Raw genomic sequence first — 12,167 nt, 5'->3', positions numbered from 1 at the left:
GACGCCGTGGCGCCGCCCGGCAAGCCGTTTCGGCCGCTGGTCACGGATGTCGTGCAGTTCAGCGGTCAGCCGGTGGCGCTCGTCGTTGCCGATGATTTCGGCGTTGCGCGCTATGCCGCGTCGCTGGTGCGCGTTGCCTACGAGACGGAAACACCATCGACCGACCTCGAAGCGCATAAGGGTGAGGCCTATGATCCGCCGGAGAAGCGCAGCGGCATTCCGCCGGCGCCCGACGCGCGGGGCGATGCCGAGAGCGCTTTCGCCAAGGCGGCGTTCACCGTTGAGCAGACATACGCCAGCCCCATCGAGCATCACAACCCGATGGAGCCCCATGCGGCACTGGCGATCTGGAACGCCGATGGCAGCCTGAAGATCTACGAGAAGTCGCAGGGCGTGCACAACACGCAGGACTATCTCTCCAAAATCTTCGAGCTGCCTAAGGAGAAGATCGAGGTTCTCAACCCCTACATGGGCGGCGGCTTCGGCTCCGGGCTACGGCCGATCTATCAGGTTTATCTCGCGGCGATGGCGGCATTGACGCTCGAGCGCGCAGTGCGCGTCGTGCTCACGCGCACCCAGATGTACACCTTCGGCTATCGTCCCGAGACTCTGCAAACCATTCGCCTCGGCGCCGACAAGGAGGGATCGCTGCAGGCCGTGACGCATGACGCCACCGCGGTTACGTCGACGTTCGAGGATTACCAGGAAGCCGTCGTCAACTGGTCGGGCATGCTCTATGATTGCGAGAACGTGGCGCTGACCTACAAGCTCGCCAAGCTAGACATGGCGACGCCGCAGGACATGCGCGCGCCAGGCGCGACGCTCGGTCTGTTCGCGATGGAAACGGCGATGGACGAACTCGCCTATGCCAGTGGTGTCGATCCGATCGCGCTGCGCCTGATCAATTACAACGACATCGACGGCAACGAGGACAAGCCCTTTACCAGTAAGGAGCTCAAGGCCTGCTACAGTCAGGCTGCGGAAAAATTCGGCTGGGACAAGCGGACGGCGGCGCCGCGTTCGATGCGCGACGGCAAGGAACTGGTCGGCTGGGGCATGGCCACCGGCGCCTGGGAGGCTTTCGTCCAGCCGACCGGTGCCCGCGCTGTCCTCAGCGCCGACGGCACGTTGACGGTCGGCAACAGCACGTCCGACATCGGCACCGGCACCTATACGATCCTGGCGCAGATCGCGTCGGATACGATGGGCGTGCCGATCAGAGACGTGACGGTCGTCCTCGCCGACTCCGCACTGCCGGAAGCTCCACCCGCCGGCGGATCCTGGACGGCAGCCTCCTCGGGCTCGGCGGTTGCCGCCGTCTGCGCGGCGATCAAGCCGACGCTACTCGGTCTCGCGCGCAGCATCGACAAGTCGCCGCTCGCGAACCTAAGCCTGGAGCAGGTGACCTTCTCCGATCGCAAGATCGCGATGAAGAACGACCCGTCGCGCTTCGTGACGTTTGCCGAGGCGATGACGGCCGGAGGCCGCGACACGATCGAGGAAGTGGCAAAGTTCGAGCCCGACCCGAAGGTTGCCAAGAAATATGCGGCCTACACGCACGCCGCCGTCTTTGCAGAAGTGAAGATCGACGAAGAACTCGGCGTGATGCGGCTGACCCGCATCGTCACCGCGGTGGCGGCGGGAAAAATCCTCAATCCGAAGACGGCGCGCAGCCAGATCCTGGGCGGCATCACCATGGGGATCGGCATGGCGCTGGAAGAGGAGAGCATGGTCGACCACAACCTTGGCCGGATCATGAACCGCAATCTCGGCGAGTACCACATCCCGGTGAATGCCGACATCCACGACTTGCAGGTGATCTTCGTCGACGAGCACGAGGGGCATCTCAACCCGCTCGGGGTCAAAGGTCTCGGCGAGATCGGCATCGTCGGCACGGCCGCGGCGATCGGCAACGCCGTGTTCCACGCCACCGGAAAGCGGGTCCGCGATCTGCCGATCACCATCGACAAGCTTCTGGACTGAACAGATGCGGCGGGGGAGCCCCGCCGCTTTGTCTTACTTGTTGGCTTCGGCCTGGATGTCGAGGCGCTCCAGCAAAGCGTCCGGAGTGCCGAGCAGGCCCATGTCGGCGGCACCAAGGCCGTCTTTGGAGGCTGCGCTGATGTGCAACGTCTTCGGCTCCGCGATAAAAGCTGCGACCGCTGCGCCTACCGCCTTGATGCCGGGGCCGTTGCCCAACATTTCCGGCACGGCGTTGGAGACCAGATCGATGGCGCTTGCCCGCTCGTCCGCGACGCTTTTGCCGTCCTGCTTCGCCTTCCAATCCAGCGCTTTGTCGAACAACCCGCTGTTTGCAATGCGCAGGTCGATGCGCTTCACCAGCATCGCCAGTGCCGACGCCTTGGCGACCGAATGGTTTGCCGACAAAATGCCCTTGGCGACATTGCCGAGATCGAGCGCCACGGTGACGGCGCCCATGTCGACGCCGCTGACGACCAGCTTCTGCACGGAAAGCGTCTCCGCCTTCTGGTCGTAGGTCGTCGCGATGGCGCCGGACACATCGAGGTGCCTGTAGCCCATCGCCAGCAGCTCCTGCGCCCCGGGGCTGTCGCTGTCGGGCAGATCGAACGTCAGGCTGTCGACGGCGAGTGCGCCCTGGCTCGGCAGCTTGCCGAAGCGCTGGTCGCTGGACGAGCCGACATGCGCCAGCTTGAACTTGACCTTCGACGTCGTGCCGTCGTCCTGCGGCGTTGCGGTATCGACGTCGATCAGGCTCATGTCCGCCTTGGCGATCGAGGGCATCGTGTCGGTGGAAAGAGCCTGGGACGTGTCGGCCGCCGCCTTGGTGACCGGCGGAATGGCGATGTCGGAGAGATCCAGCGTGGCGAAGCCGAGCTTGACGCTCGGCCCCTGGAACAGGAAGTCGCGCATGGTGAACGCGGCGAGCTTGCGGGCCCGATAATCGTCCAGCGCGATCCGCGCGACGCCAAGCGTGCTGACGCCTTCTTTTTCGGTGTTGGACGCCGCAATCTTGTCGATCGAGAAGGCGCCCACTTCGAACGAGCTGCTGATGTCGTCGAGGAGCGCCTTCGAGCGTTCGGCCTTGACCGTATCGTCGCCCGGCGCGTCCTTGTCGGTCGTCTCCTTCAGCGTGGCGAGATCGGTTTTCAGCGGCCGCGCCTTGAGCGCTTTCTGCGCAAGCGTCGCGACCGTCAGGCTCGTGCTCTTGGCGGGGTTGGTCAGGGTCAGATCGCTGATCGTCAGCGAATCCGACAAGGCCTTCAGCGGCTCGGCATCGTCGGTGCGGACCGTGTCGATCATGCGTTCCAGCAAAGCCAGGTCGAGGCCGGAGGCTTGGATGGCGCCGGTCTTCACGACAACGCGTCCGCCTTCGCCGAGGCCGGATATCGTGCTGCCGGCCGCGCTCGCCGCCCCGATCTTGCCGCCGGCGACATTGGCGAGCAAGATCTGCGTCACACCGGCATGGACTTCGTTACCGACCGCCTTGTCGTCGCTGACGATCTCCGAGATGACGATCGAGCCGGCGTTCAGCTTCTGCAGCCGCGTGGCGATCGGGTCGGGATTCTTGGGGTCGAGAAGGGTGGTCAGGGCGGCGTTGGTCAGGGCGGTGCCGGACACGTCGATCTTCTTGATCGTGTAGGTCGTGGTGCCGTGGATGATCGTCACGTCGGAGGCCGAGGCCGACCCGGTGGCCGGCGTTTGCGGCAGGGCTGGCGCAGGCGCCGCAGCCGGGGCGGCTGCCTGGCCGGGAATTTTGAGCTGGATGCCGCTGCCGAAGGGCGACGAGGCGGGCGCGTCCGGCGCCTTCGGCTTGTCGCCAGTCGGCCATTGCGCGAGCTGGATCGGACGGTCCGCAGCGAGTGCCGACGTCACGATCGCAAAACGCGGGGTCTGCATCGGCAGAGACAAGGTCCGCGCATAGACCCGCAGCGAGCCGGTGGTCATCGCGACGTCATGCAAGATGACGCGGCCGCCGAACGCGTCGACATCCGTGCTGCCGACGCTGAGGGCGCTGTTTTCAGCGATCAGGCGCGCCACGGCGGTATGGGCAGTCCAGCTTGCGTAGCCGGCGGTCACGGCGACGCCGCTTGCAGCGGTAGCCAGCAGCGTCGCGGCGATCGTCAGGGTCTTGCGGGCCATCGGTCATCCTCTGACGCCGCGGGCATGAGCATCCACGGCCTAGCCCGCGTTGTCCCCAAAAACAGCCGAATGGCGCAAGCACTATTTGGCGAGAAAGCGATCAAGCGACATTTACGCCTCACGTTTTGGTGAACATGGCTTCCCTCGGGGACGTCAGATCGCGAAGCTGGTGCCGCAGCCGCAGGACGCCGTGGCCTGCGGGTTCTGGATCTTGAAGGCCTGGCCCATCAGGTCGTCGACGAAGTCGATGCTCGAGCCCTTCAAATATTCCAGCGACATCTGGTCGATGAGCACGGTCGCCCCCTCGCGCTCCAGCACGAGGTCGTCCGGCTCGCGGGCGGTGGTGATGTCGTAGGTATATTGAAAGCCGGAACAGCCGCCGCCGTCGACGCCGACGCGCAGCGCCGAGCCCGGCGCTTCGTCCTGAAGAATCTGCGCCACGCGTCGGGCCGCCGAGGCGGTCAGGGCGACGGGAAGGTCGGCAAGGGTCTCGCTCATGGGGCTACTCGTCGCGCGAAAAGGTCTTGATCACAGCTGATTCCCCGTTCGAAGACGGCGAAGGCGAGGAAACGGCCGGCAGGGCTTGCGCCGCCCTTGCAGCAGAAGATACGTCCGCGACATCGCATCCGCAATACGAAGCCCACCCCGGACCCTCGATGCACGCCTCCAGCTCCCACGCGCCTTACGCCGCCGTGCCCGAAGTCTCGGCCGGCCGGCTGCTGTCGGAGCCCGGCTCGCGGACCCGCTCGGACTTTCAGCGCGACCGCGACCGCATCATTCACTCCACCGCGTTCCGCCGGCTTGCCCACAAGACCCAGGTCTTCGTGCCGCACGAGGGCGACCATTATCGCACGCGGCTGACGCACTCGATCGAGGTGGGCCAGCTCGCGCGGGCTCTTTCGCGGTCGCTCGGTCTCGACGAGGATCTCGCGGAGGCCGTCGCGCTGGCGCACGACCTCGGCCACACCCCGTTCGGCCATACCGGCGAGGACATGCTCGACGCGATGATGATCGAGCACGGCGGTTTCGACCACAACGCCCAGACGCTGCGCATCGTCACCAAGCTCGAGCGCCGCTACGCCACGTTCGACGGTCTCAACCTCACCTACGAGACCATCGAGGGGCTCGCCAAGCACAACGGGCCGCTGCGCCAGAAGGACGGCACGCCGGTGCCGGCCTATGCGGCGCGCGGCATCCCAAAGATCTTTCTCGAGGAAGACGCCGTGCGCTCGCTCGGCCTCGACCGCTACGCCTCCGCCGAGGCGCAAAGTGCCGCGCTGGCCGACGACATTGCCTACAACGCCCACGATCTCGACGACGGCCTGCGCGCGGGCTTGTTCAGCCTGACGGATTGCCGCGACGTGCCGTTCCTCGCCACGCTGCTGGACGACGTGGCGCAAAAGCACCCGGGCCTCGACGAGAGCCGGCAGATCCACGAGCTGACGCGCCGTCTCATCACGCGTTTCGTCGAGGATGCGACGGAAGAGAGCCGCCGCCGTCTGCACGGCCTGACCAGCCTCGACGAGGTGCGTGATCAGAGCCAGGCGGTCGTCGCCTTTTCCGCTTCCATGGCGGCGGCCGAAAAGGCCATCAAGGCGTTTCTGTTCAGCCGGATGTACCGGCAGCGCGACATGATGCGGGTGCGCGAAGGCGCGGCCTCGGTGGTGCGCGACCTTTTTCAGCTGTTCGTCGCGCGTCCCGAAACCATGGCCGCGGAGTGGTCGGCGGCCTCGCGTGCCGCTGCCGGGCCGGACGCGGAGCACCGTCGCGCGCGCCTCGTATGCGACTACATCGCCGGGATGACCGACCGCTACGCGCTCGCCGAGCACCGCCGGCATTTTGACGCTACGCCGGAATTGCGCTACGGCGCTCGCCCATAGACCGGCTCGCTCCGGTCCGCATGGCGGAGTGCGTTTCGGGCCTGGCGCCTGGCCGCTCCACTCTCACACGAACGGCATTTTCATGAACATGTTCGCCGTCTTCCACGATCGCGTGGCCGCGGTCCTGTCTCGCATCGTCGCCGAGGGGCGGTTGCCGGCCGACCTCGATCTCGGCCGTTTCGTCGTCGAGCCGCCGCGCGATCTCAGCCATGGCGATCTCGCGATCAATGCCGCGATGGTCTACGCCAAGGAAACCAAGGCCTCTTTCGCCAACCCGCGCCAGCTCGCCACGGAGATCGCCGCCGCGCTGGCCGAGGAGTCCGACGTGGCTCAGGCGGAAGTCGCCGGCCCCGGCTTCATCAACGTCAAGCTGAAGCCGACCGTTTATGCCGCGATGCTGCGCGCCGTGCTCACCGATGGCGACAGCTTCGGCAAGATCGCGCCCGATCCCACCCATGCCACCGTCAACGTCGAATATGTGTCGGCCAACCCGACCGGCCCGATGCATGTCGGCCATGGCCGAGGCGCGGTGTTTGGCGACGCGCTGGCGAGCCTGCTGGCCTTTTCCGGCCGGGCGGTGACCAAGGAATATTATATCAACGACGCCGGCGCCCAGGTCGATGTGCTCGCCCGCTCGGCGTTCCTGCGCTACCGCGAGGCGCTTCATGAGGATGTCGGCGCGATCCCGGAAGGGCTCTATCCCGGCGACTATCTGGTGCCGGTCGGGGCTATTCTGGTCGCCAAGTTCGGCCAGACGCTGCGTGGGCTCCCGGAGAGCGAATGGCTGCCAAAGATCAAGCCGATCGTCATCGATGCGATGATGGCGATGATCCGCGACGATCTCGCCGCGCTCAACATCGTCCATGACGTCTTCTTTTCCGAGCGCTCGCTGGTGCACGGGGCCGAGGGTGACGCTGTCGCAGCGGCCATCGCGACACTGAAGGCCAAGGGGCTCGTCTACGAGGGACGGCTGCCGCCACCGAAAGGCAAGGTTGACGAGGAGTGGGAAGACCGCGAGCAGACGCTGTTCCGCTCGAGCGACTTCGGCGACGATGTCGACCGCCCGCTGCTCAAGTCGGACGGCGGCTACACCTATTTCGCTTCCGACATCGCCTACCACAAGACGAAGATCGACCGCGGCTTTCGCGACCTCATCGACGTCTGGGGTGCCGATCACGGCGGCTACGTCAAGCGAATGCAGGCGGCGGTGAAGGCGCTGTCCGACGGCAACGCCGTGCTCGATGTCAAGCTCTGCCAGCTCGTCAAGCTGATGCGCGGCGGCGAGCCGGTGAAGATGTCGAAGCGCTCCGGCGACTTCGTCACGCTTCGCGAGGTGGTCGATGAAGTCGGCGTCGATGCTGTTCGTTTCATGATGCTGTTTCGCAAAAATGATGCGCCGCTCGAATTCGATTTGGCGAAAGTCCGAGAACAGTCAAAAGATAATCCGGTATTTTACGTCCAATATGCCCATGCGCGGACGAAATCGGCGCAGCGTCAGGCGCTTGCGGCGTTTCCCGATATCGATACGCGAAGCGCCAGCTTGGCCGGAAGCGATTTCGCTTTGCTGTCCGATGAAGGTGAGGAGCGCTTGATTAAACAGATTGCACAGTTTCCGCGGGTAATCGAAGCGTCTGCTCATGCACATGAGCCGCATCGGCTGGCGTTCTACCTGCACGATCTGGCCTCGACTTTCCATTCGCACTGGACAAGAGGCAAGGATCAGCCTCAATTACGCTTTGTTAATGAAGAAAGCAGAGAGTTGACTTGTGCGCGGCTCGCCATGGTCTCGGCCATTGGCGGCGTCATTCGGATCGGTCTCGAAATTCTCGGTGTATCGGCTCCGCTTGAAATGCGCTGACCTCGTAACGTTTGCGCGCCAGTCGATGGCGCGACGATGTGCGCGGGTCTGTGCCTCGACTTGGCCGTTATGATCCGTGATCATGACGCAATCGAGGGAGCTTACGCGTAGAGGCACGATCGATCCGCCGATCGGAGCACGAGGTTTTAAAGTATGAGCGAGCCCGTGACGAAACAGCGTCCGTCCATCGATTTCGACGAGTTCGAAAGAACCATCCGCGACGCCGCGAAGCCCCCCCGCCCACAAGTCCGTGGCCAGGAAGATGATCCGCTGGCCGAGCTGGCGCGCCTCGTCGGCACCCATCACGATCCTTACGGCGAAGTCTTCGCGCAGAACGAGGCGCCGCAGCCCGATACGCGTCGCCCGTCCATCGACTTTGCCGCCATCGAGGCTGGCCTCCGCGGGACGATCCCGGCGCACGAGGCCCATGCAGCTCAGGGTCACGACCAGTATTCCCACGACGACCAGACCTATTACGATCAGCATGATCCGGCGCCGGCTGATGGCGATGCCGGCTGGTACGATCATGCGCAGGATGCGCCGCCGGTAGCGCCGTCCCGCTCGCGCCGCCCGATCTACGCGATGGCCGCCGTGATCCTCGTCGGCGTTGTCGGCATCGGCGTCGCCTTCGCTTACAAGGGCTCGAACAGCGGCCCGCGCGAGATCGCGATGATCAAAGCCGCGCCGGGTCCGACGAAGATCCAGCCGCCGGCCGATGGTTCGGCCGATCAGCCGAACAGCGATGCCTCGATGCTCGACAAGGCGCAGCAGCCGGCACCGACCAAGCTCGCGTCTCATGAAGAGCAGCCGGTCGACCTGGCGCAGACCGTGCAGAACGCGCCGCGCGACGTTGGCCTGTCGCCGCTTTACAATTTCGGCGCGGCCAACAACGCCGCCAGCGTTCCCGTTCCGGCGCCTCCGGGCCAAGCGGACCAGAAGCCGGCGATGGGGATCGCCGGCGATATCGAGCCGATCCGCGTCAAGACCCGGTCCTACCGCCCTGACGGCACCCCGATTCCCAACGATCAGCCGCCTGCGGCGGCAATGGCCGCGGCGCCTCCCGCGAGCAAGGCTGACAAGGCCGCCATCGCCAAGGCCTCCACGCCGAAGTCGGCAACCCCGAAATCGACGACGCGCGTGGCCGTGACGCCGAAACCGAAGCCGATTGTCACCGCCGACGCTGGTGACGCGGCACCGACGGATCTCAATGCGGCCGCGGCAACTCCCGCGCCTCACAAGGTTAAGCCTGTCAAGGCTCCGGCGAAGCCGGTCGAGACAGCAAGCGCGACCGACGCGACGGATGATGCCGCGCAGACGGCCTCCGTGCCTGCGGGCGGCGGCTTTGCCGTACAGCTTGCTGCGCCAGGGTCCGAAGCCGAGGCCAAAGCGGCCTCGACGAAGCTTTCGGCGAAGTTCGCAAGTGCGCTGTCGGGCCACCGCCTGTCGTTCCACAAGGCGGATAGCAACGGCAAAGCGGTCTATCGCGTGCGCGTCGGCAGCTTGTCGCGGGAAGAGGCGACCGGCATCTGCGAGAAGCTGAAGTCGAGCGGCGGCTCCTGCTTCGTCGCCAAGAACTGAGATCCAAGAACTAAGACCTGGACCCGCGGACGAAACATCATGGTGCGTGCTTTCGTCTGCGGCTGTCTTGGCCTGTCGCTCAGCGCCAACGAGCGGGCATTCCTGAAAGAGGCGGCGCCGCTCGGCGTCATCCTCTTCAAGCGTAACATTGACACGCCCGACCAGGTCGCGGCGCTGACCGCGGAGATCCGCGCAGCGCTGGGGCGCGGCGACGCTTTCGTTCTCGTCGACCAGGAGGGCGGGCGCGTTCAGCGCCTCGGCACGCCGAACTGGCGGCGCTACCCGCCCGCCGCGCGGTTCACCACGGCGTTCCCCGATCTCGACGAGCGCGTCGCGGCGATCAAGCTCGCCGCCCGGCTGATGGCAGAGGATCTCCGGGCGGTCGGCATCGACGTCGACTGCCTGCCGGTGCTCGACGTGCCCGTCGAAGGCAGCCACGACATTATCGGCGACCGTGCCTATGCGCGTGATCCCAAGACCGTGGCGCGCCTTGGGCGTGCAGCGGCTGACGGGATGCTGGCCGGCGGCGTGCTGCCGATCATGAAGCATGTGCCGGGGCACGGCCGGGCCGGGGCGGACAGCCACCTCGACCTTCCCGTCGTCGACGCCACGCTGGATGCCCTCGCGGCGAGCGACTTTCTCCCCTTCAAGAGCAATGCCGATCTGCCCGCGGCGATGACGGCGCATGTCGTCTACACCGCGCTCGATCCGGACAACCCCGCCACCGTGTCGCCGCGTGTGATCCGGGACATCGTCCGCGGCGCCATCGGCTTCGACGGGCTGTTGTTCAGCGACGACCTGTCGATGAAGGCCCTGCGCGGCAGCTTCCGAGAAAAGACGGAGCGGCTCTTCGCGGCGGGCGTCGACATCGCGCTGCATTGCAACGGCCAGCCCGACGAGGCGGCCGAGGTCGCGGCCGCCAGTCCGATCCTCGAAGGCCCCGCCCGGAATCGGCTCGACCGCGCCCTCGCGTCGCTTCGGCAGGGGCATGCCGCGTTCGATCCTGTGGACGCCGCCGCCCGGCTCGAACGCGTGCTTGCGACCCCGGCCTGATTGGTTAAAGCTTTCTTCGTCCTTCCCCTGGTGTGAAGGTCGGAGACGTTTATGGCCGCCGAGCCGATTTTCGAGGCCGAAGCCGCGGCGGATGCCGATGCCGAAGAGCGCTTCGTCGTCGACGTCGACGGCTTCGAAGGGCCGCTCGACCTGCTGCTGGAGCTCGCGCGCCGGCAAAAGGTGGATCTGCATCGCGTTTCCATCCTCGATCTCGCCAACCAGTATCTTGCCTTCGTCGAACAGGCGCGAAAGGTCCGGCTGGAGCTTGCTGCCGACTATCTCGTGATGGCGGCGTGGCTGGCCTACCTCAAGTCGCGGCTGCTGCTCCCCAAGGTTGCCAAGGGCGACGAACCCGAGGCCGGCGACCTCGCGGCGCAGCTCGCGGCTCGGCTGGCGCGGCTGGAAATCATCCGCCTCGCCGCCCAGGCGCTCGGTGCCCGGCCCCGGGTCGGCCGCGAACTCATGCTGCGCGGCTACACCGACGAGACGATTCTCGACGTCGGTCCGCCACGCTGGACCGCGACGATCTACGATCTGATGTCCGCCTATGCCAAACAACGGCAGAAGCACGCGCTGACCAACGTCACCGTGCACAAGCGCGTGGTCTGGTCGCTCGTCGATGCCCGCGAGGCGATGCAGCGGCTGGCCGGGCAGGCGCTCGACTGGATGGTGATGGACGAGTTTCTCGTCGCCTATTGCACGACGCCGGAGATGCGCCGTACGGTCCGCGCCTCGGCCTTTTGTGCGACGCTGGAGATGGTCCGCGAGGGGCATCTGTCCGTGCGCCAGGACGAGGCCTTCGCGCCGCTGTGGGTCAAGAGCCGGGACGCCGGCTACCGCCAGGCCGGCCGTCACGGCGCCGAGGGGACCGGCTGATGGCGGAGATCGCCCGCCTTTTCCCGGATGTTGCGCAGCCACGCGGCGATGCCGCCGACATCGCTTTTGCCGAGGCGGTTCGCGTCGCCGAAGCGCTGCTCTTTGCCGCGACGGAACCGGTCCCGGAATCCGAGATCGCCAAGCGGCTTCCGGAGGGCACCGCCATCGGCAGTGTCCTCGCCAAGCTGAAGGCGGACTATTCCAGCCGCGGTGTCGTGCTTGTGCGGGTCGGCGCGAAATGGATTTTCCGCACGGCTGACGACCTCGGCTGGCTGCTGTCGTCGAGCGCCCGCGAAGTCAAAAAACTGTCGCGGGCGGCGATGGAGACGCTGGCGATCATCGCCTACCACCAGCCCACGACGCGCGCCGAGATCGAAGACATTCGCGGTGTGGCGATTTCCAAGGGAACGCTCGACGTGCTGCTCGAGACCGGCTGGGTCAAGCTGCGCGGCCGGCGCCGCGTGCCCGGTCGTCCGATCACCTATGGCACCACCGACGGGTTTCTCCTGCATTTCGGCCTGGAGTCGATCGGCGACCTGCCAGGCTTGGACGAACTGCGCGGCGCGGGGCTGTTCGACGGACGCTTGCCCTCCACCTTCGCCATTCCGATGCCGCAGGACGGCGATCTCCGCCACGACGAGGATCCGCTCGACGCGGAGGAGACGGTCGAAGACACCGACTCCGAGCTCTACGCGCCGGAGGATGACGACCACGACGGACCCGATCTGTCGCTCGACGCCCCCGACGCGCTGGATCGCGACCCGTTCGCCTGAGCGCCGCTCCCTCTTAAGGCTGGCACA

General features: G+C 66.1%; 9 protein-coding genes. 7 read left to right on the top strand and 2 right to left on the bottom strand.

All coding sequences use genetic code 11. From position 1 onward, the window contains the following. The coding region (locus tag GSQ79_RS12335; RefSeq protein WP_158809016.1) for a xanthine dehydrogenase family protein molybdopterin-binding subunit at window positions 1–1,983 on the top strand (1,983 nt) is incomplete at its 5' end. 33 nt (window positions 1,984–2,016) lie between these two features. Here GSQ79_RS12335 and GSQ79_RS12330 read toward each other — a convergent pair. Together GSQ79_RS12330 and erpA are read right to left on the bottom strand one after the other, a co-directional pair. After that, on the bottom strand, window positions 2,017–4,122 hold the full coding sequence (locus GSQ79_RS12330) for a hypothetical protein (RefSeq protein ID WP_158809015.1): 2,106 nt from the start codon (window positions 4,120–4,122) through the stop codon (window positions 2,017–2,019). 153 nt (window positions 4,123–4,275) lie between these two features. After that, window positions 4,276–4,620, bottom strand: a complete 345-nt coding sequence (gene erpA / locus GSQ79_RS12325; protein WP_158809014.1) for an iron-sulfur cluster insertion protein ErpA — start codon at window positions 4,618–4,620, stop codon at window positions 4,276–4,278. 158 nt (window positions 4,621–4,778) lie between these two features. Between erpA and GSQ79_RS12320 the strand changes: the two genes are divergently transcribed. The 6 genes from GSQ79_RS12320 (at window position 4,779) to scpB (ending at window position 12,140) form a co-directional block, all read left to right on the top strand. Continuing rightward, a complete protein-coding gene (locus GSQ79_RS12320; protein ID WP_158809013.1) occupies window positions 4,779–6,002 on the top strand; it encodes a deoxyguanosinetriphosphate triphosphohydrolase in 1,224 nt (407 codons plus the stop codon). An 82-nt stretch (window positions 6,003–6,084) separates the two neighbouring features. Further along, the gene (gene argS, locus GSQ79_RS12315; protein ID WP_158809012.1) at window positions 6,085–7,860 is read left to right on the top strand and encodes an arginine--tRNA ligase; all 1,776 of its coding nucleotides are present in this window, start codon (window positions 6,085–6,087) and stop codon (window positions 7,858–7,860) included. Between the two features lie 153 nt (window positions 7,861–8,013). Continuing rightward, complete coding sequence (locus tag GSQ79_RS12310; protein WP_158809011.1) at window positions 8,014–9,438, top strand: SPOR domain-containing protein; 1,425 nt, start codon at window positions 8,014–8,016, stop codon at window positions 9,436–9,438. A 39-nt stretch (window positions 9,439–9,477) separates the two neighbouring features. Continuing rightward, window positions 9,478–10,491, top strand: a complete 1,014-nt coding sequence (gene nagZ / locus GSQ79_RS12305) for a beta-N-acetylhexosaminidase (RefSeq protein WP_158809010.1) — start codon at window positions 9,478–9,480, stop codon at window positions 10,489–10,491. 51 nt (window positions 10,492–10,542) lie between these two features. After that, window positions 10,543–11,367, top strand: coding sequence for a ScpA family protein (locus GSQ79_RS12300; RefSeq protein ID WP_158809009.1), 825 nt, complete (start codon window positions 10,543–10,545; stop codon window positions 11,365–11,367). Then, the gene (scpB, locus tag GSQ79_RS12295; protein ID WP_158809008.1) at window positions 11,367–12,140 is read left to right on the top strand and encodes an SMC-Scp complex subunit ScpB; all 774 of its coding nucleotides are present in this window, start codon (window positions 11,367–11,369) and stop codon (window positions 12,138–12,140) included. Before GSQ79_RS12300 ends, scpB begins: the two co-directional genes overlap by 1 nt. Window positions 12,141–12,167 lie beyond the last annotated feature (27 nt).

This window comes from Beijerinckia sp. L45, from assembly GCF_009765775.1.
In the GTDB taxonomy this organism is placed as follows: Bacteria; Pseudomonadota; Alphaproteobacteria; order Rhizobiales; family Beijerinckiaceae; genus RH-AL1.
The sequence above is the reverse complement of the archived record's forward strand: the minus strand, read 5'-3'. Positions and strand labels throughout refer to the sequence as shown.

Bases quoted from the DNA above. Each gene is read 5' to 3' on its own strand.
- argS (WP_158809012.1), top strand. From the start codon at position 6,085: ATGAACATGTTCGCCGTCTTCCACGATCGCGTGGCCGCGGTCCTGTCT.
- GSQ79_RS12330 (WP_158809015.1), bottom strand. From the start codon at position 4,122: ATGGCCCGCAAGACCCTGACGATCGCCGCGACGCTGCTGGCTACCGCT.
- erpA (WP_158809014.1), bottom strand. From the start codon at position 4,620: ATGAGCGAGACCCTTGCCGACCTTCCCGTCGCCCTGACCGCCTCGGCG.
- GSQ79_RS12310 (WP_158809011.1), top strand. From the start codon at position 8,014: ATGAGCGAGCCCGTGACGAAACAGCGTCCGTCCATCGATTTCGACGAG.
- nagZ (WP_158809010.1), top strand. From the start codon at position 9,478: ATGGTGCGTGCTTTCGTCTGCGGCTGTCTTGGCCTGTCGCTCAGCGCC.
- GSQ79_RS12300 (WP_158809009.1), top strand. From the start codon at position 10,543: ATGGCCGCCGAGCCGATTTTCGAGGCCGAAGCCGCGGCGGATGCCGAT.
- scpB (WP_158809008.1), top strand. From the start codon at position 11,367: ATGGCGGAGATCGCCCGCCTTTTCCCGGATGTTGCGCAGCCACGCGGC.
- GSQ79_RS12320 (WP_158809013.1), top strand. From the start codon at position 4,779: ATGCACGCCTCCAGCTCCCACGCGCCTTACGCCGCCGTGCCCGAAGTC.